Below are 25,204 nucleotides of genomic sequence, written 5' to 3'. Positions count from 1 at the left end.
TAAGTAGTTCCGTTGTCCATTTGGGCTTTTCCTAGTACAATATGAATAAAGCCTATATCAGGGAGGTTCTATTTTTGAAAAATAAGAAAACAAGAAAAATAATCGTTTATTTAATGCTTTTTGCCATGCTTGCCTCAACTCTCCTAATCGGAATCGGTTCATTACTATAAAAAACATATATGAAGGGACTGTTCACAAATGAACTGCACCCCAATTGTTAGACACCACTTAACAATTGGAGGTGCAGTTCAAAGAACAGTCCCTTTTCATTTATTCAATTGCTCCATTTTCTTGTGCTAACTTCTCAAATGATTTTTTGGATGAAATAACCAATATTTTCGTCCCTAATGGGATTAAGGGAAAGAGCGAAGAGATGACCTCATTCTGGCTGCGAATACAGCCCTTTGAAACATATTTTCCTATTGTGGCAGGCTGATTTGTCCCGTGAATACCATACGTCCTGCCGTCAGTATCTTTTGCATCAAAGCCAATCCACCTCGCGCCCAGCGGATTCTTTGGGTCTCCCCCGGGAATGTTCCCTCTTCGGAAATAAGGCTCCTTCGCTTTTACTATTATGGTAAAGAGACCTTCCGGTGTTAATTCTTGCGTTTTACCCGTACCGACACTTACGACCGTTTGAACTTTATTTTCATTAATTAAAGCCAATTCATTTTTAGTTTTGTTGACAATAACGAATGGATCACCAGGCAAAGGGTTCGGCCCAAGCGGCCAAAGTGGTGAAAGAGAAAAAGTCATGAGGAGCGGCATTAGAATTTTCATAAATGGAGCCACCTGCCTTTTTTTCCATAGTTTGCATCTAACAAACAGCGATTATTCCTCAAAGAAAAAAGATGAACCTATTAAGTTCATCTTTTGGGTAATTATAGCATTTTTTCCAAGAAATCCCGGGCACGCTGGCTTTTTGGATTGGTAAAGAATTCTTCTGGTGATGCGTCCTCAACGAGAACTCCTCCATCTAAAAACAGCACCCTGTCGGCCACTTCCCTTGCAAATCCCATCTCATGTGTCACAATAGCCATTGTCATCCCTGTATGCGCTAGCGATTTCATGACCTCTAATACCTCTTTTACCATTTCTGGGTCAAGAGCAGATGTTGGTTCATCGAAAAGCATCACGTCAGGCTCCATCGCAAGAGCACGGGCAATTGCGACCCGCTGTTTTTGCCCTCCAGATAATCTGGTCGGATATTCATTCGCTTTTTCTGATAAACCTACTTGCTCCAGCAGTCCATAGGCAATTTTTTCGGCTTGATCCTTTGACAACCCTTTTACCTTAATGGGTGCATAGGTTAGATTCTGCAGAACAGTTTTGTGTGGAAACAAATGAAAGTGCTGAAATACCATTCCAACATTTTGCCGCACCTTCATGATGTTTGTTTTTTTATCTGTAACATCATGGTTTCCGATCCAAACTTTCCCTTTGGTTGGCTCTTCTAAAAGGTTCATACAGCGAAGAAAAGTAGACTTTCCTGAACCAGAGGGCCCGATGATGGCGACAACTTCTCCTGTTTCAATGGAGGTCGTAATTCCTTTTAACACTTCAAGTTGTCCATAATTCTTAAATAAATTCTCTACCTTAATCACTGCGTCTCATTCTCCCTTCAAGTGCTTTCCCTAAGAAGGTCAAGGTAATAACCATTAGATAATAAATGAATCCAGCAATTAATAGAGGTTCAAAGAAGGAATAATTATCAGCTCCGACCTGATACGAGCGGCGCATGATATCCATAACTCCAATCGAGGTAACAATTGCTGATTCTTTTGTGAGTGAAATAAATTCATTCATTAAAGCTGGAAGAATATTTTTTAATGCCTGCGGCAGTATGATGTCCCACATCATTTTTCCGTATGGTACGCCTAATGCCATCGCAGCTTCCTGTTGTCCCTTATCTACCGCAAGAATTCCCGCACGAATAATTTCCGAGATATAGGCACCAGAATTCAGGCCGAAAGACAAAATGGCGGCTGTATAGGGCTCAATTTGATACCCTAATACTTGTGGAGATCCATAATAGATCAACATTAATTGCAGGATCAATGGTGTTCCCCGGAAAATCGAGGTATACACATTTGCAAACCAGTTTAAGATTTTTATTTTGCTTATTTTAAATAATGATAAAATAGTTCCAAGTACAAACCCCAATACCCCTGCAATGATTACAATTTGAAGGGTAACTAAAATACCTTTTAATATATACGGCATGGAGGGAATGAATGGAGCGAAGTCTAAATTCATTCATCATCTATCCTCTCTATCAAAAATGGAGAGACGTTCAGTTTGAACGTCTCTAGGCAAATCCTATTGTTCCCCACCGAACCACTTTACAACCAATTTTTGCAGTTCGCCATTTTCTTTCATTTTCTTTAATTCATTGTTGAACTTCTCTGTTAAATCACTATTCTTCGGAAACGCAATCGCCGAACCTGCTTCTTTAGGGTCATCACTAATTGCAAAACCTGCTAATTCCTGCTCTTTCTCCATGAATCCTTTTGCCACAGTGTCTTCAATGATGGCGGCGTCCAAACGGCCTGATTTCAATTCTTGGATAAGATCTGGAATACGGTCGCGGTTTTCAATCTTAATTGGAACTTGTTTATTAATTTCGTCTGCTTTCCCTTCTTGAATCGAACCAAGCTGTACCCCAACTGTTTTACCTTTTAAATCCTCAATCGTTTCAATACCGCTGTCTTTTTTAGAAATGATTAAGTGGGAAGCTGTATAGTAAATATCACTAAAATCAACATTTTTCTTTCTTTTCTCAGTTGGTGACATCCCTGCTAAGACAAAATCTGCTTGACCTGATTTAAGCGATTGAACTAAACCGCTGAAATCCATATCCTTAACTTTAATTTCATATCCAAGCTTTTGTGAAATTGCCTTTGCTAAATCAATATCAAAACCAATAATATCATCACTTTTCCCAGTTTCTACATATTCAAATGGCGGATAGTCAGCAGACGTTGCCATCGTTAATACCTTTTTATCCCCGCTTTTCTTGCTGGCTTTTTCACCCGTGCCGCATGCTGCAAGTAAACCTACAGTCATTATCATTGCAACTAATAAAATAAATGCCTTTTTCATTTGTTTTCCTCCTATAATTTGTCTGAAAATTAAAACATTAATATATACCTTACATATTGTAATTTTCAAGATTAATAGTTTGTTTGATTAATAATTATTCAATGTAATGAATTTTAACACAAACTAATAATTATGCAAATATATTTTTAAAAATCCGTTTATATTTTTTCACGGTAACTTTTTCCAAAAAAAATAGGGTTAACCTCTGTTCTGAGATTAACCCATAAGATACCCTAAAATTCTTCGCAGTATTCGTCAAATTCCTTTTGCAATCTTGAAACGACAGTTGCGGGATCGAAGCCTTCGATTTGATGTCTTTCGACCATTGAGCAAATCTTTCCGTCTTTTAAGAGGGCAAAGGATGGTGAGGATGGTGGAAAGCCAGTGAAATAGCTACGTGCTTTTTCTGTCGCTTCCTTATCCTGCCCGGCAAAAACTGTAACAAGATGATCAGGACGTTTATCATAATGAACAGCATGTGCAGCTGCAGGTCTTGCGACACCACCGGCGCAGCCACATACCGAATTAATCATCACTAATGTTGTTCCCTTTTGTGATAATGCCTCTTCTACATCCGCAGTTGTTTTTAGTTCTTTATACCCTGCAGACGCGATTTCTTGACGCGCCTGGTTCACCACATCATTCATGAAAAAGTTAAAATCCATGCTCATGAAAATCACTCCTTTATGTTATGTACATAACTACATCATAACAGTAAAAATGTGTTTTTTCCAAATGAAAATGATTATTTACTGCCGGAAAAGGTATTGAATAATTTTTCAACAGCAGTAGCTACCGTTGTTTCACCGGCAATCACTTCATTTTCTAATTTTGGCAGCGCACTTTTTACATCCACGTGATGATAAAAAGAAAAAAGAAGCTGGTCGGCGATCATCGAATAGAGCCATTCCCGTGCTTGGATTTTTCTTCTATTGTCAAACACGCCTGATGTTTTCCCCGTTTGTTCGAACGATTGAATAACGTCCCAAATTCCACTGATTCCCTCCTGGGTCAAGGATGAGCATGTATATGCTTTGGTTGCCCAGCCTTTTGTTGCAGGCTGCAGGAAGTGGAGGATGCGGTTATACTCTTTTCTAGTTTGTTCCGCCTTCTGTTTATTCGCAGCATCTGCTTTATGAACAAGGATGGCATCTGCGAGCTCCATAATCCCTTTTTTCATCCCCTGCAGCTCATCACCGGCACCGGTTAGAACAAGCAGCATAAAAAAATCTACCATATCCCGAATAATGACCTCGCTTTGGCCAACCCCAACGGTTTCTATTAAGATGACATCAAAACCGGCCGCTTCACAAATCAGCATCGCTTCCCTTGTTTTTCGATGAACCCCTCCAAGCTTTCCCGCGGTTGGTGAGGGGCGGATAAAAGCTCTTGGGTTTCTAGACAATTGTTCCATCCTCGTTTTATCCCCGAGAATACTGCCGCCGCTAATACTGGAGCTTGGGTCAATGGCCAACACAGCTACGTGGTGCCCTAAACTGCAAAGGTAGGTGCCAAACGCCTCAATAAACGTACTTTTTCCGGCACCGGGAACACCGGTGATCCCAATGCGAATCGATTTACCGCTGTGGGATAATAGTTTTTGCAGCAGCTGTTGTGCCTTTTGGAAATGCTGTTCGGCATTGCTTTCAACTAACGTAATAGCTCTTGCCAAGATACTTCTATTACCTTTTATGACCCCTTCATAGAGCTCATCAACCGTAGGCTCAGAGGACCTTCGTTTTTGAAAGCGAATATTTTTTTGGAGGGCAGCCGCCTGACCCTCCTGCTCCTGCCCCTTTCTAACAATGCTTGAACAACTTTCCGGATTATTTGGGTCGCTCCATTCCGGTTTATGATCCGCGCCCATTTATTGTGCCACTTCCTCATAACCGAGTCTTTTATAAATTTCCTTGATTACCTTTTGTGCGGCTACTGGGATAATGGTTCCCGGTCCAAAGATAGCCGAGGCACCATGCTCATATAAAAAGTGATAATCCTGAGCCGGAATGACACCGCCAATAACGACTAAAATATCTTCTCGTCCCAATCTTTTTAAGTCTTCTAAAAGCTGCGGCAATAATGTTTTATGTCCGGCAGCGAGTGAGCTCATCCCAATCACATGGACATCGTTTTCAACGGCCTGCATCGCTGTTTCTTCGGGTGTTTGGAACAATGGACCGATATCCACATCAAACCCTAGATCAGCAAAAGCAGTGGCAATCACCTTTGCCCCGCGGTCATGACCGTCCTGCCCCATTTTTGCAATGAGAATCCTCGGCCTTCTTCCTTCATTCTCAAGAAATTCATCGGTCATTTTTTTCACTTCTAGAATTTCTTCTTCATTGCTAAATGCTGTACTATAGACACCACTAATTGAACGGATCACCGCTTTATGCCTGCTCGCCACACATTCCACTGCATCGGAGATTTCACCTAGAGTTGCTCTCACTCTTGCTGCTTGCACCGCAAGCTCTAGTAAATTTTGTTCTCCCGTTTCCGCGGCTATTGTCAATGCGTTAAGCGCCTCTTGGACTTTTTCGTCATTGCGGCCGGCCTTTAATGAATGCAATTTTTCGATTTGTTTTAAACGGACAGCCGTATTATCAATATCTAAAATATCGATCGCTTCTTCTATTTCCAGACGATAGCGATTGACACCAATAATCGTTTCCTTCCCTGAATCGATTTGAGCTTGTCTTCTTGCTGCTGCCTCTTCGATTCTCATCTTCGGAAGGCCTGTTTCAATCGCTTTTGCCATTCCCCCAAGACCTTCAATCTCTTCAATATGCGTCCAAGCTCTTTGGACCAATTCATCCGTCAACTTTTCTACATAATACGAGCCTGCCCAAGGATCGATTACGTTTGTTATTCCTGTTTCCTCTTGTAAAAACAACTGCGTGTTACGGGCAATCCGAGCTGAGAAATCTGTTGGCAGGGCAATCGCTTCATCCAATGCATTTGTATGCAAGGATTGTGTATGACCCATTGCCGCCGCATGTGCCTCGATTAGTGTTCTCGTGACATTGTTAAACGGATCCTGCTCGGTCAAGCTCCATCCCGATGTTTGCGAATGGGTCCTTAGGGCCAATGATTTTTCGTTTTTAGGGTTGAAGGATTTCATCATTTTTGCCCAAATCAGCCTTGCTGCCCGCATTTTGGCGACTTCCATGAAGTAATTCATCCCAATTGCCCAGAAAAATGACAAGCGCGGTGCAAAAGAATCTATTTCGATTCCCGCCTTGAGACCCGTCCTTACGTACTCCAAGCCGTCTGCAAGTGTATAGGCCAATTCTAAATCAGCCGGAGCCCCAGCTTCTTGCATATGGTAGCCAGAAATACTAATACTATTGAACTTTGGCATGTATTTAGAGGTATATTCAAAGATATCCGCTATGATTTTCATCGACATTTCCGGCGGGTAAATATAGGTGTTACGAACCATGTATTCTTTTAATATATCATTTTGTATTGTCCCTGAAAGTTTTTCTTGGCTCACACCTTGTTCCTCTGCTGTCACGATGAAGAAAGCTAAGATTGGCAAAACCGCCCCGTTCATTGTCATCGAAACGGACATTTGGTCAAGCGGTATCCCATCAAAAAGCGTCTTCATATCAAGTATAGAGTCTATTGCAACACCCGCTTTGCCAACATCTCCAACCACGCGTGGATGATCAGAGTCATAGCCCCGGTGGGTAGCCAAATCAAAAGCGACCGATAATCCCTTTTGCCCCATTGCAAGATTGCGGCGATAAAAGGCATTGCTTTCCTCGGCCGTTGAAAATCCTGCATATTGTCTAACCGTCCATGGACGGTTTACATACATCGTCGGATAAGGTCCTCTTGTATAGGGCGGAAGCCCAGGAAGATCATCAAGATGCTCCAGTTTATCCCGATCTTCTTTTGTATAAAGCGGTTTTATGGCAATTTGTTCATTTGTTTCAAATAATAACTCATCAATCGAAGTATCTATTTCCTGTTTGACTTTTTCTTGCCATTCTTCATTGGTAATGAATTTTTTGTCGTCAAATAATGATAGATTTTGAAAATCAGGCTTTTGTTTCTTCAATAGTGTTCACCTCCAACTCATTTAATATGGTGGATAGAGTTTCATAGCAGTTGCTTTTCATATGGATAAACTGTTTAATACCTTGGTCTATCCACTGGTCTTGTTTTTCTTTTTCCGGAAGTCCCGCTAGATAAAAATATCGCTCTGGGAATTCAGATTTTAATATCGTTAGTATTTCATGTCCCATCATTTCAAGCTGATCATTAGATCCGCAAAAACAGTAGTGTATTGAAGGAAGTTGGGACACAAATTGTCTAGCATCTACTATTGATAAAATAGGTTTGCTTTCTATCGCTTTTATACCTCCAGCTGCTAGAAATCCCTTCATAAAATCAAGCCTTGCTTTATATTGTTTTAAATCGCCAAGACAAATCATGCCAACAGCTGGCATATTATCTAATTTTTCTTCGAGATACTTTGCCTTACTTCGCAATTCTTCGAATGGTTCGGCCAATCTTCGTATAGAAATAGCCTCCATTTTTATTAAGGAATTTTCTTCACCGGCAAAATGTGCTCTTTTCTCCAACAGTAGTTTATTTGGTACATTTTCAGCTAAATTAGCATATACATTTGTTCCAACAATACTGTGTTTTCTTGTCTGAATATCCATATTCTTTTTTTGATAAACAGCAGCTATTTCCTGCTGCAGCCAATTCGATTTCAAAACTTCAAGAATGCCGCCGTTGGCTTCGATTTTCTGAAAAAATCCCCAGGCCTTCTCAGCAAGCTGATTTGTTAAGTCTTCCACATACCAAGAACCGCCTGCAGGATCAATCACTTTTTTCAGATGGGCTTCTTCTTTTAAGAGAAGTTGGATATTTCTAGCTATCCTTTCGGAAAAAGGTGTTGTACCAGTATGTTCATCGAAAGAGCTCACATGTAAATATTGGATGCCCCCTATTACAGCCGCAAAGGCTTCATTTCCAGCTCGAAGTAAGTTTACATGCGGGTCATGAACGGTTTTAGTAAAAGAAGAAGTTTCAGCAGCAATCATCATTCCACGGACTTCATCTTTTGCACCATAAAGTTCGGTAATTCGATTCCACAGTACTCTTGCTGCCCGGAGTTTGGCAATCTCCATGAAATAGTTGCTGCCAATCGAGAATTGGAAGATCATTTTTGCTAAAACTTCTTCCAGTTCCATATCGGTTTCCTGGAGCTTTTCCAAATAATATACCCCTTCAGCTATGGCGATCCCAAGCTCTTGAACAGCGTTTGCCCCGCCATTATGATATGGAACTGTATCAATTAAGACGGTTCGTAAGTTGGGGGATTTTTCATTTGATAGCTGGATGTTTTTTACCCATTTATTGAAAAATTCTTCGGAAATTAGACCCTTTTCAGCAAATAGGGCAATTGGATCAGCGGCTATATAGCCGCTAATTTGCTCGTGCTTATCCAATTGAGCTGCGACCGCAAGGAATACCGTTTGAAACTCTTTGGCGTTGATAGCAAATGGATATTGATAATAAGACTCTGCCAGGATGTTTTTCAAGTTTTCTTCAGTTTCAAACAAAACTGTCTTCACATCAAATGAAATGGCAGATTGCCCTTTTTCAAATGATTTATGGAGCTTTTTTTGCAATTCTTCGGGTGTTTGATAGGAAATACGCTGTGCTGCCTTCCATTCATTCTTCATATATCCTAGTGGGTAAACCCCTCTTCTGAAATCTGAACCACCCGGATATTCTGGAACGGACTGCTGATCTTGCCTACTATAAAGCGGTTTCAAAACAATATTTTCATATGTAGTAGTTTGTAAGGATTCAACCGTTTTTCCTTTTAAAGACGCCTCTGCTTTTTCTTTCCATTCTTGTATTGTTTTTAAGGCAAAAGATTGATTTTTTATCTTTTCCAAACTCCCCATCCCCCTTCCGCTTGCCTAATTGAATTAAAATTCAATTAATTCTTCTACGTACTATTTTATGGTACAAACACAATTCAAGCAATGAAAACTGTCACTTCACGGTCGCTTACAAACAAAACAACCGCTGCAAATCCGTTGCAGCGGTTGTTTTTTAGTAAATCGAAGTTGTTGATTTTGATGTATTTTCAAGAATTTCCTTCACACGCTGTAAGAAACGACCACAAACAAGTCCGTCTAATACTCTGTGATCAAGTGACATACATAAGTTTACCATGTCCCGGACAGCAATCATGCCATTGTTCATCACTACTGGACGCTTAACGATGGACTCCACCTGCAAAATCGCTGCTTGCGGGTAATTGATGATACCCATTGATTGAACAGAGCCGAAAGAACCTGTGTTGTTAACAGTAAAAGTTCCTCCCTGCATATCTTCGGATCGAAGTTTCCCTGTTCTCACCTTAACAGCTAGCTCAGAAATTTCGCGGGCAATTCCCTTAATCGTCTTCTCATCCGCATTCTTAATAACCGGCACAAATAACGCATCATCAGTTGCAACCGCAATTGAAATATTAATATCCTTCTTTTGGATGATTTTTTCACCGGCCCACATTGAATTGATTTGCGGGAACTCTTTCAAAGCCTGCGCAACAGCCTTCACAAAGAATGCAAAGAATGTTAAATTAAAGCCTTCCTTTTTCTTAAACTCATCTTTAAGGGTGTTACGGTAGTCAACCAAATTAGTTGCATCCACTTCAATCATTGTCCAGGCATGCGGTGCTTCATGCTTACTGCGCAGCATATTAGCAGCAATCGCTTTCCGGATGCCTGTAACCGGGATCTCAATATCTCCAACTGCAACCGGAATATTCACAGCTGGTGCCGGTGTAGAAACGGGCTGACTAGATACTTGCTGCGCTGGTGCCTGAACTGCTGCTGGCTGCTGCGGTGCTTCCACTTTTTGACCTGCGGCCGGAATATTCCCTGACTCAATTAATTTCAGCAGGTCTTTTCTAGTAATCCGTCCACCAGCACCCGTGCCTGACACCTGATTTAAATCAATGCCATGCTCTTGAGAAATTTTCAGAACAGCAGGTGAATAACGGGCTTTGTTCCCCTGGTCTTCTTGGGCCTCAGCAACAGTATCACTAGTTTCTGAAGGGGTTTTCTCGGCCACTGCAATTGAAGTTTCATCCGCACCCCCGCCGCCTTCGGTTTCAATCGTACAAATAATTTCCCCAACTGCTAATGTATCGCCTTCACCGGCAATTAGTTCTTTGATCACACCTGTAAAGGAAGATGGGACTTCTGCGTTTACTTTATCTGTCATTACCTCTGCTAGAGGGTCGTATTTATTCACTTTGTCGCCCACAGATACTAACCATTTACTGATCGTACCTTCGGTTACACTTTCCCCTAACTGAGGCATTTTAATTTGTTCTACTGCCACTAATACATACCTCCTATTGTCCAGCTCCGGCGCCTAGCCCCTCGAGTCGCTTCGGTCCTGCCAATGAAGTTTAAGAACAACTTCACTGTCAGGCCCTCCACCGCTTGTCGGGGCTGGACAAGTCGCCTCCGCTTTTCGTTTCAATACTCCGCAAGCTCGCGCATTGCTTTTTCTACCTTATCAGGATTTACCATGAAGAATTTTTCCATCGTTGGTGCGTACGGCATTGCCGGTACATCCGGTCCAGCAAGACGCTTAATTGGCGCGTCTAATTCAAATAAGCAATGTTCAGCAATAATCGCAGACACCTCGCTCATGATGCTGCCTTCTTTTGTGTCCTCGGTAATAAGCAAGACTTTTCCTGTTTTCGAAGCTGCTTCAATAATCGCTTCTTGATCAAGTGGATAAACGGTTCGCAAATCAAGTATATGGACAGAGATTCCATCCTTTGCTAGTCTCTCTGCAGCTTGAAGGGCAAAATGAACACAAAGTCCGTACGTAATTACGGTGATGTCTTCTCCTTCACGCTTGACATCGGCTTTTCCGATCGGAAGCGTATAATCCTCTGTCGGTACCTCACCCTTTATTAAACGATATGCGCGTTTATGTTCGAAAAATAGAACAGGATCATTATCACGAATCGCTGCTTTTAATAGCCCTTTTACATCATAAGGGGTGGAAGGCATGACAATTTTCAAGCCTGGCTGGTTAGCAAATACCGCTTCAACCGATTGCGAATGATAGAGTGCCCCATGAACGCCACCGCCGTACGGAGCCCGTATAACCATTGGGCAGTTCCAGTCATTATTAGAACGGTAGCGGATTTTTGCTGCTTCCGAAATAATTTGATTGACTGCCGGCATAATAAAATCAGCAAATTGCATTTCGGCAATCGGACGCATACCATACATGGCTGCTCCGATTCCTACCCCCGCAATGGCGGATTCGGCGAGTGGTGTATCAATGACTCTTTCTTCGCCAAATTGCTCATACAAACCTTGAGTGGCTTTAAATACGCCGCCTTTTACCCCAACATCTTCACCAAGGACAAAAACCTTTGGATCTCGTTCCATTTCTTCACGAATGGCCATTGTTACTGCATCAATATAAGAAATTACTGCCATGTTCCGTCCCCCTTACATGTCCCCATAAACATATTTCAATGCTTCCTCTGGTGCTGCGTACGGAGCATTTTCTGCATAATCAGTGGCCTCGTTCACCAATTTCATTACGCGATCATTGATTTCTTTTTCCAACTCATCATTCAGGACACCCGTTTCCTTTAAATAAGCGCCAAACGTAATGATTGGATCTTGTGTTTTTGCCTTAGCAACTTCATCTGGAGCCCGGTATGAACGGTCATCATCATCAGAAGAATGCGGTGTTAGCCTGTAGGAAACTGTTTCAACCAATGTTGGGCCTTCGCCGCGGCGTCCACGGTCTGCAGCTTCTTTAACCGCTTTATAGACTTCGAGTGGATCGTTCCCATCAACTGTAATTCCAGGCATTCCATAACCAATTGCGCGGTCGGATACCTTTTCACAGCCTAATTGTTTTTCAATTGGCACAGAAATCGCATATTTATTATTTTCACACATGAAAATGACCGGCAGTTTATGAACACCGGCAAAGTTTGCCCCTTCATGGAAATCCCCTTGGTTTGAAGAGCCTTCTCCAAAGGTTACAAAGGTAACAAGATCTTTTCTTTCCATTTTTCCAGCAAGGGCTACGCCAACTGCATGCGGAACCTGTGTGGTTACTGGAGATGAACCTGTAACAATCCTATTTTTCTTTTGCCCAAAGTGGCCAGGCATTTGCCGTCCGCCTGAGTTAGGATCTTCTGCCTTGGCAAAACCTGAAAGCATCAGTTCCTTTGGTGTCATCCCAAAAGTTAATACAACGCCCATATCGCGATAATATGGAAGAACGTAATCTTTTTCGCGGTCTAATGCAAATGCTGCTCCTACTTGGGCCGCTTCCTGACCTTGACATGAAATTACGAAGGGTATTTTACCGGCACGGTTCAATAACCACATCCGCTCATCAATACGGCGGGCCAAAAGCATCGTTTCATATATTTCCAATACTTTTCCGTCGCTTAAACCTAATGCTTCATGACGCTTTTCTACCATCAATTTCTTACCTCCCGATTGTTCGCTAGAAAAAATTTACTTAAGAATGGATTGCCTTTCCATCGACTGCGAGTGCCGCTTCGCCAATTGCTTCTGACAAAGTAGGATGTGGATGGATCGTGTGAGCAATTTCCCAAGGTGTGGCATCTAATACCATCGCAAGTCCCGCTTCTGTTATCATATCTGTTACGTGTGGACCAATCATATGCACCCCTAGAATATCATTGGTCTCCTCATCGGCAATAATCTTCACAAATCCATCTGATTCTCCAAAAACAAGTGCCTTTCCAATCGCTCTGAAAGAGAACTTTCCAACCTTCACCTTATGACCTTTTTCTTTTGCCTGATCCTCGGTTATCCCAACGCTTGAAACCTCTGGGTTACTATAAATACATCTGGACACAAGATTGTAATCAAACGGCGATGGATCTTTTCCGGCAATGTGCTCGACAGCGACTATCCCCTCATGTGAGGCAACATGTGCCAGCTGCAATCCGCCAATACAATCGCCAATCGCATAAATATGGGATTCCTTGGTTTGGAAAAATTCATTTGTGGCGATAAATCCTTTTTCCACTTGAATTTCGGTATTTTCAATTCCGATTCCTTCCGTATTAGCCTGACGGCCAACAGAAACTAGGAGTTTTTCAGCCTTAAATTCTTTCACTCCACCTTTTACTTCCGCAGAAACCGCAACTCCGTTATCTCTAACAAACGTTTCAGGTAGAAGCTTGGCACTCGTTACAAATTTAACGCCTTTTTTCTTCATCAACCGCTGCATTTCCTTTGAAATTTCCCTATCTTCTGTCGGAATAATGCGATCAGCATATTCGATGACCGTTACTTCTACTCCGAAATCAGAGAGCATAGACGCCCATTCGATGCCAATAACACCGCCCCCGACGATAATGATTGATTTTGGAAGTGCTTCAAGCTGTAATGCTTCATCAGAAGACATCACAAAATCCCCGTCAATTTCCAAACCTGGAAGCGTCCTTGGTCTTGAACCCGTAGCAACAATCACATTTTTTGGAATTAGCATTTCGTTTTCTTCACCATTGTTCATTTCAACTGAGATCGTTCCCGGCATTGGAGAAAAAATTGATGGTCCCAGGATCCGGCCAAGTCCTTCATACACATCAATCTTACCTTGCTTCATTAAATGCTGAACACCTTTATGTAGTTGGTCGATAATTTTATTTTTTCTTTCTTGTACTTTACCAAAATTCAAAGAGACTTCGCCAGTCATAACCCCAAAATCCTCACTATGTTTTGCTGTGGCAAAAACCTCAGCACTTCTTAGCAAGGCTTTACTTGGGATACAGCCTTTATGCAGACATGTGCCGCCTAGTTTTCCTTTTTCAACAATAGCCGTTTTTAAGCCAAGCTGTGAGGCGCGAATGGCAGCCACATAGCCGCCCGTTCCACCGCCAAGAATGACCAAATCGTATTCCTGTGCCATGTATGTTTCCTCCCCATATTCCTTAAATTTTTGCAGTTGTAAATTTCCCCGGATACATTTTTACTTCTTCATCACCACGTAAAACGCGAAGTGCTCCTTCAGCCAATGCTTGCAGTTCATTTTCACCGGGTTGTACAATAACGTCTGCAATCCAATTAATTCGATCGGTGATTGATTTTACAAAACCTTTACCATAAGCGAGACCGCCAGTTAATACAATCGCATCCACTTTACCCGAAAGAACAGCGCTCGCTGCACCGATTTCTTTGGCAACTTGATAGGCCATTGCCTCATAAACAAGCTTTGCCTCTTGATCACCGGCTTCAATTCGTTGTTCTACTTTAACGGCATCATTTGTTCCCAGGTAACCAAAAAGACCCCCTTGACCAACAAGTCTTTTCATGATTTCTTCTCGATAATGTTCACCTGAAAAACAGAGAGCGATTAAATCACCTGCAGGTACAGTTCCTGCACGTTCAGGGCTAAAAGGTCCATCACCATGCAGACCGTTGTTGACATCAATAACTTTACCATGTTTATGAACGCCAACGGTAATACCACCGCCCATATGGGTAACAATCAAATTTAAATTGGTGTATTTTTTTCCTAATTCCTTTGCTACTCTTCTTGCGACTGCTTTTTGGTTTAACGCATGAAAGATACTTTTTCTTTCTATCAGAGGGAAACCAGAAATTCTAGCAATCGGGTCTAGTTCATCCACTACAACGGGATCCACTATAAAGGATGGAATATTGAGGCCTGATGCGATTTCAAAGGCTATGATTCCACCAAGATTCGATGCGTGCTGTCCAGATAAACCTGAACGTAAATCCTTTAGCATCAAGTCATTTACAGCATATGTTCCACCTTCAATCGGTCGCAGCAATCCTCCCCGTCCACAAACAGCTGATAATTTGGAAATGTTGATTCCTTCATGATCCAGTGTTTCCAGAATTGTATTTTTTCTAAATTCATATTGATCAATTATATTTGCAAAGGTATTTATTTGTTCAGCCTCATGGCGGATGGTTTTTTCAAAAATGGAAATTTCATTATCGAAGACTCCGATCTTAGTGGATGTTGAGCCTGGATTGATGATGAGAATCCGATATTCTTTATCTGGCAACGTAGTAACCTCCATTACAAAAACATCTACTTAAAGGCAAACGCGCTGAATTTCCCATTCAGCGCTTTGCCGTTCTAATAAAATTACCTAGAAATTCGATGACTGAGAATATGATGACCATTTTGCAGGAATTGGCTTCTGGAGTTGCGGATTCTTTCAATTCGCTCTTCCGCCATTCGGTCAGCTGCAACGTAAGTTGGAATGCCATCTCGTTTTGAAATTTCAATTACTTTTTCGATCGTTGCATAAAGTTGCTCCACTTTTTTCATTGCCCGTTCTTGGTTATAACCATAAAGCTCATCCGCAACATTGATAACACCGCCGGCATTAATAACGTAATCCGGAGCGTAGACAATACCCATTTCATGGATGATATCGCCATGTCGGGTATCTTTTAGTTGATTATTAGCCGACCCCGCGATCACTTTTGCTTTTAATTGAGGGATTGTTTCATCATTGATCGTTGCTCCTAAAGCACATGGAGCGTAGATATCACATTCAACACCATAGATTTCATCCGGGTCTACAGCAAGGGCACCAAAAGCTTCTACCGCCCGATTAACAGCTTCTTTATTTATGTCCGTTACAATCAGCTGTGCGCCTTCTTCATGTAAGTATTGGCAAAGAGTATAGGCAACATTTCCAACACCTTGAACTGCCACTACTTTTCCTTCAAGAGAATCAGATCCAAAAGCCTCTTTCGCAGCAGCCTTCATTCCGCGGTAAACACCGAATGCTGTAACTGGGGAAGGATTACCTGATGACCCGAAAGCAGGAGAAATTCCCGTAACATAATCTGTTTCTTCATGAATTAAATCCATATCAGCAACTGTTGTACCCACATCTTCAGCTGTAATATATCGGCCATTTAGCCCCTGGATGTATCGGCCAAATGCGCGAAACATTGCTTCATTTTTATCTTTGCGAGGGTCGCCAATGATCACGGTTTTCCCGCCGCCAAGATTTAAACCTGCGGCAGCATTTTTATAGGTCATCCCTTTGGCAAGGCGAAGAGCATCTTCAATGGCAGCTTCTTCTGATGCATATGTCCACATCCGGGTACCGCCTAGTGCTGGTCCGAGTGTTGTATCATGAATAGCGATAATCGCTTTTAAACCTGATTGTTTATCTTGACAGAATACCACTTGCTCATAATCATATTTTTCTAAGTACTTGAAGATTTCCATGGATAATTCCTCCTCGAATGTTGAATATCTATTTTTTAATACAGCATAACGCTAACGCAAGAGAATAGAGCTTACTTTCTGCTGAATCGGCTCTAGATGTTAACACAATTGGTGCTTTAGCTCCGGCAATCACGGCACCAACCTTTGCCTTGGCAAAATAAATTAAGGATTTATATAATACGTTTCCTACTTCGATGGTAGGAACTAATAAAATATCAGCTTTTCCGGCGACTTCACTCAAAATTCCTTTGTGTTCTGCAGCCAGGGCTGAAACGGCATTATCTAAGCCCAGCGGCCCATCAACGATGCAGCCGGGTATTTGCCCTCGTTTATTCATTATCGTTAATGCAGCCGCATCCACTGTTGCCTGCATTGCAGGATTTACTACCTCAACTGCGGCTATAGGCGCCACTTTCGGAGTGACGATTCCAACGGATTTGGCTAATGAAACAGTATTATTAATTATTTGTGCTTTTTGTTCTAAATCAGGGGCAATATTCATCGCAGCGTCAGTGACAATAGTAAAATGATTGTATCCTGGTATTTCAAAAAAAGCCGCATGCGATAAAACGTTTCCTGTTCTAAGTCCGTATTCCTTATTCAGGACAGCTTTTAAAAGTATATTGGTTGGAACATTGCCTTTCATTAAAACATTTGCCTCATTGTTAGAAACAGCCTTAACAGCTAATTCACCTGCATTGGCAATGGAACCTGCATGAACAATTTTTATTTTATTACTGTTAATCAGTTCGTGCTTTTTCATTTCGATGAGTGAATTAATTTTTTCTTTATCACCGAAAAGGATAAAATGAGCAAGATTTCGGTCTAATGCATCGACCACAGCTTCTATGACTTCAGCATCTTCTGCTGCGGCAACTGCTACCGTGTATATGCCTTCCTGGGTTGCTTTGTCAATCAGTGAATCCAGCAACAAGTTGTCATCAACCCTTTCTCCTCTTACTGCAACTCCGATATATTAATATGCAATATTTGTGCCAAATAATTTTTATGAAAACGCTTTATTTCCTTCTGTTTTACAATGCAAATTTCTTCACACTATGAAAATTATTGCATGCTGTTTTTTTCAAGGTTATATTTTTCTAGCTTATAATATAAATTTCTCACAGACAAACCTAGGGTTTTAGCTGTTAATGTCTTATTTCCATTTAATCGTAAAAGTGTTTGCTGAATGATGTTTGCTTCGTATTCCTCCATCATTTCTGATAAGGATTGGTCTAATCCAAAGGATTCACTTGTATTTGTTAGGGAAGTCTCATTTCTTATTTTTTTATTTTTCAACTCAGGTAAATGATGGACATCAATCAATGTCTCAAAATACTTCATAAAAATGATTGCCCTGCCAAGAATATTTTCTAATTCCCTCACGTTTCCAGGCCAATCATAGCTCATTAATTGTAGTAACGCAGACTGCGTGACCCCTTCAACATTCCGGCCGTAATCACGATTTATTTTTTGAATCAGCCTCTCACATAAAACAGGAATTTCTTCTTTTCGTTTTCTAAGCGGCGGTATTTGAATCGGCATGCGATTTAAACGATAATATAAGTCTTCCCTAAAGGAACCTTTGGCAATACCCTTTTCTAAATTAACATTAGTTGCGGCAATGACCCTTACATTAATGGTGACAGGCTTTGTCCCTCCGACACGGATAATTTCATTTTCCTGTAGAACCCTTAGTAGCTTTGCTTGGGTATTCACAGAAAGTTCACCGATCTCATCAAGAAAAATACTGCCGTTATTCGCTTCTTCAAAAAAACCGCGCTTGCCTCCACGGATAGCGCCGGAAAAGGCTCCCTCCTCATAACCAAATAATTCACTTTCTAATAATGATTCAGAAATAGCAGCACAATTGACGCGGATAAATTTGTTGTACTTTCGATCACTTGCATTATGTATCGCATGGGCAAACAACTCTTTACCTGTACCGGATTCCCCGCGGAGAAGGACAGTCGCAGGTGTTTTTGCACCTAGCTTTGCCTGTTCGATTGCAAGCATCATTTCCTCAGATTGACCGATGATATCTTCAAAGCTGTATTTAGCCTCAAGCGTACGGATAATCTGCCTGGCACGGTTTAATTCTCTGCTTAATGACTTCATCTCTGACATATCATGAATGACACCAACACTGCCCTTTAATTTTCCTTTCACAATAATTGGTGCAACATTTACAATCACTTCTCGTTTATTTGGTCCCACTCTCATCGGCACACCGCGAACAGCTCTTCTTGTTTGAAGCACCTTCATATGCATACTTTCACCCTCAGAGATATCCGCAGTTGCAGGCTGTCCTATTACTTGCTCTTGTGTAAGACCGGTTAAACGGGTGTATGCAGGATTAATAAGGATTCCCCTTCCGTTTTCATCGACAACGGAAATGGCATCATCACTGGAATGAATGATTGCTTGCAGCATGGTTTGGATTTCCTTTAAATCGGTGATTTCCTCTGCAAGATTTACAACCTCAGTAATATCCTTAAAAACCGCGAAAGCTCCGATCAATGTTCCATTTTCTTCAATGATTGGGATCCGAGTTGTAATAATTTTTCGCTCATTACTTAATACCATTTCTTGATTGGCCTCTATTCTCCTAGTTTCAAGAATGATTGGAAGCCTGCTTGTTGGAATGACTTCTAAAACCGCTTTGCCAATTGCCTGCTCTTTGTTTACCCCCATTATTTCTTCTGCCCGTTTGTTAAACAAAATTACCTTACCATGATTGTCAATCACAACCATTCCATCATTTGTAGCATTGAAAATCAGTTCCTGCTGATAAGATTCATTTTTGTGCTTAGCGACAAGTTCTTCTTTTTCCTCCATTAGTTTTGAAACAAGGAAGGCTACACTCCCTGGAATTAACACCGTCTTTTTATTTTTTGCATCCCGCAATTCTTGAAAAACAGTGTCATGACCAGTCACTTCGATAATAATATCAATGTCCTCAGTAAGAAAAGGTCTCCAGCTTGTTCCTGTTTTAATACCTTCTTCTTGAGCCAATAAAACGCCTGGAGCATCCACGTTTCGATCAATGACTACATCGACCTTTAAAACTTCTGATTCTTTTAAAATTTTTAAGATTGCTGTTCCACCTTTTCCGGCGCCAACAATCATAATGTTTTGCATCTTTTCTGCCCCTTTTTAAATCAAGAAATTTTTTTCATCCCCAACTTTGAAAAAACATGCAATTATCTTCATTTCTATTTTATAACTAAACACAAACCTTGACAATTTTCATCTATGTAATAATATTTTCATGAGATATAATTGAAATATACTGTTGCATGAAAACTGATATTGGAAGGATTTATTTATGATACGTATTATCGCCCTCATCATTTTAGTGATTCCAGGTGCGTTGGCTGCTTTGGGAATAAAATTAATGCGTGATATGACTTTCGGGATTCTTCAGGCACCGTTTCCAAACCTCTTGCTGCAATTCCTGGTCGGTTTACTCTTATTTATTGGCGGTCTTGGGTTTGTAGCGGGATTCATCTTCCGCCGGGATCGCAAAAGAAATAAAGTTCAGGAGAGATTTAAAAAGTAAAAAGAGGCCATTATTATGGTCTCTTTTCATATTGTTTCCTTATTCGAAGTGCTTTAACTGGTTCGTCCGTAATAATAGCCGTACAATTAATGTTAAAGAGCCGGTGCATATCCGCGTCTTTATTGACGGTGTAGGGGCGAACGGCAATCCCATTTTCCATCGTATTGATAAAGATATTATCCGACATAGCTGAATGCTTTGGATGAATCCCCTTCGCTCTTATTGACTGCGCATAGATCCATGGCATATAAATCCCCTCAATAAACAGCGGGGCCACCTCAATTTCCGGTGCAATCCTATAGCTATAGACGATACTATAATGATTAAATGAGGAAATAATAATCCTGTCCATGAGACCATATTTACGAACAAGCTGAATAACCTTTTCTTCCATGCCTTCATAAGGTATCAGGCCATTTTTCAGTTCAATATTACATATGAGCTTGTTCGTTTTCATCCATTCTAAAACTTCAATTAAGGATGGTATTAGTTCCTTTTTAACACCTTTTTTATTGGCATTTAGTTTTCTGATTTCTTTAAATAAAAAATCTTTGACAAATCCATTCCCACTTGTGGTTCGATCCACTTTTTCATCGTGGATTACCACGATTTCACCATCTTTTGTCAATTGAACATCAAGCTCTATACCGTCGGCACCTGCTTTTTCTGCCTCTAAAAATGCGCCCATTGTATTTTCAGCATAAGAAGCTAAGTAACCGCGATGTGCAAAAATTTGAGTCATCTTTTCACTTCCCAACTTTAAATATGGAGGAATAACAAATGAAACCATTACAGTTATCACCCGAAACAGCGCTGAAGCTATCTCAGAAACTAAACGTACCGATAGAACAGCTTATGCATATGCCGCAACATATTCTCATTCAAAAACTTATGGAATTGGAGAAGGAGAAAGATAATTGAATCAATTAATAAGAAAAGCGAAAGGCGCCTGAAGCTGGACAATTCTCAAAGTCGAAATTTCTTTCTTATTTCTTTAAAAAAAAGAGCCTTCATTTACTGAAATGAAGGCTTTCAATACGTTTACTGTTCATTTCAAGAAGCCTTATGTTCCAGGCGTAATTTATCTGCAACCATCGCGATAAATTCGGAATTTGTTGGCTTTGCTTTTGACATACTTACAGTATAACCGAATAAGGAGGAAATAGAATCAATGTTTCCACGACTCCACGCAACTTCGATGGCGTGCCGAATGGCACGCTCAACACGGCTTGCTGTCGTGTTATATTTTTTGGCGATATCTGGATACAATACTTTTGTGATTGATCCTAAAAGCTCGATATCGTTGTAAACCATTGAAATGGCTTCGCGCAAATATAAATATCCTTTAATATGTGCCGGTACTCCGATTTCATGAATAATGCTTGTAATACTTGCATCTAAATTTTTTGGTTTTTGTTCTGCTTGTGAGCGGTAGCTTGCTGATGGAGCCTTTCGAGAGAATGTATTGCTATTCCCGCTAACCTGTCGAATATGGCTGCCCAAATTTTCCATATCAAATGGTTTTAGGATAAAATAGGAAGCACCTAGTTCAACCGCTTTTTTTGTTACATCTTCTTGGCCAAAAGCCGTCAGCATAATCACATTTGGAAGTGCCCCTTTTTTCAACTCGCGCAAGCGTTCAAGCACTGCCAATCCGTCAAGATGCGGCATGATAATATCTAATACAAGTACATCAGGGTCAGTAGTTGCTAACATTTCCAAGCATTCTTGACCATTATGAGCAATTCCCACAACTTCCATATCATCTTGGGACGAAATATAGTCCTCTAATAATCCCACTAACTCCCTATTATCATCCACAACACATACCTTTATCTTCTTCAATTCCAGTTCCTCCTCATTCAGATCAGATCTCTATTCTCATTTTAATACTCTAATCATTTGTCATCTCTTAATTCTATTCTAAATAAGAAATTCGACAATGCAACAAAAATCCCTCTCATTTTTTTAATATTTCTTAAAATAGTGATAAAATCTCATCTATTCTTTGTTTTCCTTCTATTTTCGACTAAATTCGCACTATATCCAATAAACAACTGATTTTTGTCGAATAATCTTTATACAACTTAAGAAAAGCAAAATAGGTATTTCCCCTATTTTGCTTTTACATTAACTCGCTTTATTTTTTGGTGTTTCGTATATATTAATTCCAGCTTCATTTAGCATCCATTCGATATGGACCCCATATCCTGAGGTAGGATCGTTAACAAAAACATGTGTAACTGCACCGATCAGTTTTCCATCTTGAATAATCGGACTGCCGCTCATGCCTTGAACAATTCCTCCAGTTTTTTCGAGGAGCTTAGGATCGGTTACTTTTATAACCATGCCTTTTGTTGCCGGAAATTTTTGCGGGATTGTGCTAACAATTTCGATATTAAATTCTTCAACTTGGTCATTATTAACCACTGTTAAAATTTTCGCTGGTCCTTCTTTTACCTGATGGGATAAAGCAATTGGCAGCGCTTTATCAAGAACACCATTTTTTAACTCTTTATTTAATTCGCCAAAAATTCCAAATGGGCTATTTTTTTGGATATTACCAACGACTTCGCGATCTGATGAAAAACGGGCAAGCTTTTCACCCGGATCTCCATTACTTCCTTTTTCAATAGAGGTTACTGTAGAACGGACAATTTGGCCATCTTCGACCACAATTGGCTGCTTTGTATCCATGTCTGATATGACATGTCCAAGGGCACCATATTTTTTAGATTGAGGGTGGACAAAGGTCATTGTCCCAATTCCAGCTGCTGAATCTCTAATATATAAACCAAGCTTATACGTGTTTTCCCCTTTATCTTTTAACGGAGTTAATTTAGTGGTCAATTTGCCGCTTTCCCGGCTTATTACCATATCTAGGGCTTTACCATCTTGCCCTGCGGATTGCACGAAAGGGGCAACATCCGTCATTTTTTCAATTTTGCTGCCATTAATTTCTGTGATGATATCTCCAATTTTTATCCCTGCAATCTCACCTGGAGATTTTTTACCATTTTCAGTATTGATTAAATGGTGGCCAACCACTAACACACCTACAGTATTTAATTTTACACCAATTGATTGACCGCCAGGAATAACCCTGAAATCTTTTAAAACATGTACATCGACCTTTTTAATCGGGATACCTGCATATTCTAAAAGCACTTCATTTTTTCCTTTTTCAGTTGCTTTTAGAGATACTGAATGTTTTTCCTGATCAAGTGTGATATTCGATTTGTGAGAATTAAATTTAAGGGCGGCTGATACCGGGGCAGCCTTTTGGAAAGTATAATCTTGCCCTTCAAAAACTGTAATGTTCTTTGGTATTGCCAGGTATTGCTGTAAGGGCTGAAAAAATATAAGGCTAATTAATGAAACAAGGAGAATTCCACCAATAATCTTTCTAATTATTTCTAACTTCAAATTTTTCACTCTCCTCGCTTCTTTTCACTTCACTTCACTTTATAAATGGCTACATCTTTAATTTTGCCTCCTTGACAATCATTTATAACTGGTATAAACATAAAAAAGCTACCCAAATTGGGAAGCTTTTCAATTTACCTTCGTTTTTACTGCTAATTGTAACAATTCCTCAGCATGTTTTTTCGTTAAATCGGTAATTTCGGCACCGGAAATCATTCGGCCAATTTCTTTTATTTTCTCTTCAATATCTAAAGGAGTGACAGATGTTTTTGTTCTTCCCCCTTTAATAATCTTAGCAATAAACAAATGTGTATCGGCCATAGCTGCCACCTGTGGTAAATGGGAGATACACAAAACCTGTGAACCTGAAGCAACCTTATAGATTTTTTCAGCAATAGATTGGGCAACCCTTCCGCTGACGCCAGTGTCCACCTCATCAAAGATAATGGAAGTAACTCCTTGATGCTTGGAAAAAATGCTCTTTAGAGCCAACATTATTCGTGATAATTCTCCTCCTGATGCAACTTTTGATAGTGGCTTCAATGGCTCACCTGGATTCGTCGAAATATAAAAATCGACATGATCGACTCCATTTTTTGAAAAGTGTTGCGGCTCGGATTCAAAACGAATTTCAAAAACCGTTTTTGCCATATACAATTCTTTCAATTCTTTATGGATTAGCCTTGTCAGCTTATCTGCCCATTTATGTCGAAGTTCGGTTAATTGTTTTGCTTCGAGAACTAAGTCTTTTTTAATCGAGGCGAGTTCTTTCTCAAGTTCTCCAATATGTGTTTCTTTATTTTGTAGTGTTTCAATTTCTTCTTCAATTTTAGCCGAATATTCTAGTATTTCATCAATTGTTTTTCCATATTTACGTTTAAGCTGATTAATTTCATTTAAACGATCTTCTATTTCATTTAACCGCCCAGGATCGTACTCTAATGTATCCATTTCATTCCGTAAGGAACGAGCTGCATCCTCTAATTGGTAAAAGCTATTCGAAACGGAATCATATATTTCCTTATAGGTCGAATCAAGTGCGGCTGCATCTTCGAGGTAGCCCATGACCATTCCAATCCAATCAAGTCCCTTCTGTTCGCCGTGTAAGGCAGTATAGCCTGATTGAATGGCTTCAAATACCCGTTCGTAATTTCCCAGTTTTCTTTTTTCCTCTGAAAGCTGTTCATCTTCAAGAGGTTTTAAATTGGCCTTTTGGATCTCATCTAATTGAAATTGAATTAAATCAAGTCGATGGGCTGTCTGTTGATCATTTTCACTTAAAGTTTTTAGCTTATGTAATGTATGCTCGTATCGTCGAAATACTTGCACGTACTCGCCCAATGAAGCTTGAATTTCTTCAGAACCGAATTGATCAAGCAATGGTAAATGTCTTGTCTCATCCATCAGCTCTTGGTGCTCATGCTGTCCATGAATATCAACAAGGGTCCCGCCAATTTCCCGAAGAGTGGATATTGTAACCAATTTTCCGTTTATTCGACAAACGCTTTTTCCAGTTCGAGAAATATCGCGTCGTAAAACTACCATGCCTTCTTCAATCTCTAGCCCAAATTCTAGTGACTTTAACAATACTGGATGGTTTGGGTCATCTAGCTGAAACAAACCCTCGATTTCTGCTTTCCCTTCTCCGTGGCGGACGAATTCTGCCGATCCTCTCCCACCTACAAGTAAATGAATCGCATCAATAATAATGGACTTACCGGCACCCGTTTCACCCGTTAAAACAGTTAATCCTTTTTCAAAAGAGATGTCAAGCGCTTCGATAATGGCGAAATTTTTTATTGATAGTTCTGCTAACAAGAAACA

Annotated in this window: 23 protein-coding genes; 3 read left to right on the top strand and 20 right to left on the bottom strand. The window is 40.4% G+C overall.

Annotation, left to right across the window (positions count from 1 at the left end; genetic code table 11):
- Positions 1–74 precede the first annotated feature (74 nt).
- Positions 75–170 carry a stressosome-associated protein Prli42 gene (prli42, locus tag ACIQXV_RS04700; RefSeq protein ID WP_402956500.1) on the top strand — a complete coding sequence of 32 codons (96 nt, stop codon included), beginning with the start codon at positions 75–77 and terminating at the stop codon, positions 168–170.
- Positions 171–270: 100 nt separating this feature from the next.
- Here prli42 and ACIQXV_RS04695 read toward each other — a convergent pair whose 3' ends face one another.
- The 16 genes from ACIQXV_RS04695 to ACIQXV_RS04620 form a co-directional block, all read right to left on the bottom strand.
- The gene (locus ACIQXV_RS04695) at positions 271–780 is read right to left on the bottom strand and encodes a L,D-transpeptidase (protein WP_402956498.1); all 510 of its coding nucleotides are present in this window, start codon (positions 778–780) and stop codon (positions 271–273) included.
- A 101-nt stretch (positions 781–881) separates the two neighbouring features.
- Positions 882–1,604, bottom strand: a complete 723-nt coding sequence (locus tag ACIQXV_RS04690) for an amino acid ABC transporter ATP-binding protein (RefSeq protein WP_402956496.1) — start codon at positions 1,602–1,604, stop codon at positions 882–884.
- Positions 1,597–2,256: an amino acid ABC transporter permease gene (locus ACIQXV_RS04685; RefSeq protein WP_149870897.1), complete on the bottom strand. Its 660-nt coding sequence runs from the start codon at positions 2,254–2,256 to the stop codon at positions 1,597–1,599. Before ACIQXV_RS04685 ends, ACIQXV_RS04690 begins: the two co-directional genes overlap by 8 nt.
- A 63-nt stretch (positions 2,257–2,319) precedes the next feature.
- The gene (locus ACIQXV_RS04680) at positions 2,320–3,102 is read right to left on the bottom strand and encodes a transporter substrate-binding domain-containing protein (protein WP_402956493.1); all 783 of its coding nucleotides are present in this window, start codon (positions 3,100–3,102) and stop codon (positions 2,320–2,322) included.
- 233 nt (positions 3,103–3,335) lie between these two features.
- Complete coding sequence (locus ACIQXV_RS04675; protein WP_402956492.1) at positions 3,336–3,773, bottom strand: BrxA/BrxB family bacilliredoxin; 438 nt, start codon at positions 3,771–3,773, stop codon at positions 3,336–3,338.
- A gap of 74 nt (positions 3,774–3,847) precedes the next feature.
- Positions 3,848–4,969: a methylmalonyl Co-A mutase-associated GTPase MeaB gene (gene meaB, locus ACIQXV_RS04670; protein ID WP_402956490.1), complete on the bottom strand. Its 1,122-nt coding sequence runs from the start codon at positions 4,967–4,969 to the stop codon at positions 3,848–3,850.
- Positions 4,970–7,168 carry a methylmalonyl-CoA mutase gene (scpA, locus tag ACIQXV_RS04665; protein WP_402956489.1) on the bottom strand — a complete coding sequence of 733 codons (2,199 nt, stop codon included), beginning with the start codon at positions 7,166–7,168 and terminating at the stop codon, positions 4,970–4,972.
- Positions 7,149–9,035, bottom strand: coding sequence for a methylmalonyl-CoA mutase subunit beta (locus tag ACIQXV_RS04660; RefSeq protein WP_402956488.1), 1,887 nt, complete (start codon positions 9,033–9,035; stop codon positions 7,149–7,151). The genes scpA and ACIQXV_RS04660 overlap by 20 nt, the downstream gene beginning before the upstream one ends.
- Before the next feature lie 151 nt (positions 9,036–9,186).
- The gene (locus tag ACIQXV_RS04655) at positions 9,187–10,485 is read right to left on the bottom strand and encodes a dihydrolipoamide acetyltransferase family protein (RefSeq protein WP_402956486.1); all 1,299 of its coding nucleotides are present in this window, start codon (positions 10,483–10,485) and stop codon (positions 9,187–9,189) included.
- Between the two features lie 140 nt (positions 10,486–10,625).
- Entirely contained in the window at positions 10,626–11,609 is a 984-nt protein-coding gene (locus ACIQXV_RS04650; RefSeq protein ID WP_402956484.1) for an alpha-ketoacid dehydrogenase subunit beta, read from the bottom strand.
- A 12-nt stretch (positions 11,610–11,621) separates the two neighbouring features.
- A complete protein-coding gene (locus tag ACIQXV_RS04645; RefSeq protein WP_402957129.1) occupies positions 11,622–12,617 on the bottom strand; it encodes a thiamine pyrophosphate-dependent dehydrogenase E1 component subunit alpha in 996 nt (331 codons plus the stop codon).
- 40 nt (positions 12,618–12,657) lie between these two features.
- Positions 12,658–14,079, bottom strand: coding sequence for a dihydrolipoyl dehydrogenase (gene lpdA / locus ACIQXV_RS04640; protein ID WP_402956482.1), 1,422 nt, complete (start codon positions 14,077–14,079; stop codon positions 12,658–12,660).
- A 22-nt stretch (positions 14,080–14,101) separates the two neighbouring features.
- Positions 14,102–15,220 carry a butyrate kinase gene (gene buk, locus ACIQXV_RS04635; RefSeq protein ID WP_402956480.1) on the bottom strand — a complete coding sequence of 373 codons (1,119 nt, stop codon included), beginning with the start codon at positions 15,218–15,220 and terminating at the stop codon, positions 14,102–14,104.
- A gap of 68 nt (positions 15,221–15,288) precedes the next feature.
- On the bottom strand, positions 15,289–16,392 hold the full coding sequence (gene bcd / locus ACIQXV_RS04630) for a branched-chain amino acid dehydrogenase (RefSeq protein ID WP_402956478.1): 1,104 nt from the start codon (positions 16,390–16,392) through the stop codon (positions 15,289–15,291).
- A 28-nt stretch (positions 16,393–16,420) separates the two neighbouring features.
- Entirely contained in the window at positions 16,421–17,326 is a 906-nt protein-coding gene (yqiS, locus tag ACIQXV_RS04625) for a phosphate butyryltransferase (RefSeq protein WP_402956476.1), read from the bottom strand.
- 131 nt (positions 17,327–17,457) lie between these two features.
- Positions 17,458–19,533 (bottom strand): sigma-54 interaction domain-containing protein, encoded by a 2,076-nt coding sequence (locus tag ACIQXV_RS04620; protein ID WP_402956474.1) that lies wholly within the window; start codon positions 19,531–19,533, stop codon positions 17,458–17,460.
- Between the two features lie 187 nt (positions 19,534–19,720).
- Between ACIQXV_RS04620 and ACIQXV_RS04615 the strand changes: the two genes are divergently transcribed.
- A complete protein-coding gene (locus tag ACIQXV_RS04615) occupies positions 19,721–19,954 on the top strand; it encodes a DUF2627 domain-containing protein (RefSeq protein ID WP_402956473.1) in 234 nt (77 codons plus the stop codon).
- A gap of 13 nt (positions 19,955–19,967) precedes the next feature.
- Here ACIQXV_RS04615 and ACIQXV_RS04610 read toward each other — a convergent pair whose 3' ends face one another.
- On the bottom strand, positions 19,968–20,696 hold the full coding sequence (locus ACIQXV_RS04610; RefSeq protein WP_402956472.1) for a glycerophosphodiester phosphodiesterase: 729 nt from the start codon (positions 20,694–20,696) through the stop codon (positions 19,968–19,970).
- Between the two features lie 38 nt (positions 20,697–20,734).
- On the opposite strand from ACIQXV_RS04610, the gene ACIQXV_RS04605 reads away from it, so the two are divergent.
- Complete coding sequence (locus ACIQXV_RS04605) at positions 20,735–20,875, top strand: YycC family protein (RefSeq protein WP_402956470.1); 141 nt, start codon at positions 20,735–20,737, stop codon at positions 20,873–20,875.
- A gap of 132 nt (positions 20,876–21,007) precedes the next feature.
- On the opposite strand, the gene spo0A is transcribed toward ACIQXV_RS04605, so the two are convergent.
- The 3 genes from spo0A to recN all read right to left on the bottom strand — a co-directional run bounded on the left by spo0A (position 21,008) and on the right by recN (position 25,198).
- On the bottom strand, positions 21,008–21,799 hold the full coding sequence (spo0A, locus tag ACIQXV_RS04600) for a sporulation transcription factor Spo0A (RefSeq protein ID WP_402956468.1): 792 nt from the start codon (positions 21,797–21,799) through the stop codon (positions 21,008–21,010).
- 285 nt (positions 21,800–22,084) lie between these two features.
- A complete protein-coding gene (gene spoIVB / locus ACIQXV_RS04595; RefSeq protein ID WP_402956466.1) occupies positions 22,085–23,380 on the bottom strand; it encodes a SpoIVB peptidase in 1,296 nt (431 codons plus the stop codon).
- 129 nt (positions 23,381–23,509) lie between these two features.
- The gene (gene recN / locus ACIQXV_RS04590) at positions 23,510–25,198 is read right to left on the bottom strand and encodes a DNA repair protein RecN (RefSeq protein WP_402956464.1); all 1,689 of its coding nucleotides are present in this window, start codon (positions 25,196–25,198) and stop codon (positions 23,510–23,512) included.
- Between the last annotated feature and the right edge of the window lie 6 nt (positions 25,199–25,204).

Origin of the sequence: Neobacillus sp. NPDC097160, from assembly GCF_044762155.1 — a bacterium.
GTDB lineage: Bacteria > Bacillota > Bacilli > Bacillales > Cytobacillaceae > Neobacillus.
The sequence above is the reverse complement of the archived record's forward strand: the minus strand, read 5'-3'. Positions and strand labels throughout refer to the sequence as shown.

Excerpts from the sequence above, each read along its gene's own strand:
- ACIQXV_RS04695 (WP_402956498.1), bottom strand. The coding sequence starts at position 780 with ATGAAAATTCTAATGCCGCTCCTCATGACTTTTTCTCTTTCACCACTT.
- ACIQXV_RS04685 (WP_149870897.1), bottom strand. The coding sequence starts at position 2,256 with ATGAATTTAGACTTCGCTCCATTCATTCCCTCCATGCCGTATATATTA.
- ACIQXV_RS04680 (WP_402956493.1), bottom strand. The coding sequence starts at position 3,102 with ATGAAAAAGGCATTTATTTTATTAGTTGCAATGATAATGACTGTAGGT.
- ACIQXV_RS04675 (WP_402956492.1), bottom strand. The coding sequence starts at position 3,773 with ATGAGCATGGATTTTAACTTTTTCATGAATGATGTGGTGAACCAGGCG.
- meaB (WP_402956490.1), bottom strand. The coding sequence starts at position 4,969 with ATGGGCGCGGATCATAAACCGGAATGGAGCGACCCAAATAATCCGGAA.
- ACIQXV_RS04660 (WP_402956488.1), bottom strand. The coding sequence starts at position 9,035 with ATGGGGAGTTTGGAAAAGATAAAAAATCAATCTTTTGCCTTAAAAACA.
- ACIQXV_RS04650 (WP_402956484.1), bottom strand. The coding sequence starts at position 11,609 with ATGGCAGTAATTTCTTATATTGATGCAGTAACAATGGCCATTCGTGAA.
- ACIQXV_RS04645 (WP_402957129.1), bottom strand. The coding sequence starts at position 12,617 with ATGGTAGAAAAGCGTCATGAAGCATTAGGTTTAAGCGACGGAAAAGTA.
- lpdA (WP_402956482.1), bottom strand. The coding sequence starts at position 14,079 with ATGGCACAGGAATACGATTTGGTCATTCTTGGCGGTGGAACGGGCGGC.
- buk (WP_402956480.1), bottom strand. The coding sequence starts at position 15,220 with ATGGAGGTTACTACGTTGCCAGATAAAGAATATCGGATTCTCATCATC.
- bcd (WP_402956478.1), bottom strand. The coding sequence starts at position 16,392 with ATGGAAATCTTCAAGTACTTAGAAAAATATGATTATGAGCAAGTGGTA.
- ACIQXV_RS04620 (WP_402956474.1), bottom strand. The coding sequence starts at position 19,533 with ATGCAAAACATTATGATTGTTGGCGCCGGAAAAGGTGGAACAGCAATC.
- ACIQXV_RS04615 (WP_402956473.1), top strand. The coding sequence starts at position 19,721 with ATGATACGTATTATCGCCCTCATCATTTTAGTGATTCCAGGTGCGTTG.
- ACIQXV_RS04610 (WP_402956472.1), bottom strand. The coding sequence starts at position 20,696 with ATGACTCAAATTTTTGCACATCGCGGTTACTTAGCTTCTTATGCTGAA.
- ACIQXV_RS04605 (WP_402956470.1), top strand. The coding sequence starts at position 20,735 with ATGAAACCATTACAGTTATCACCCGAAACAGCGCTGAAGCTATCTCAG.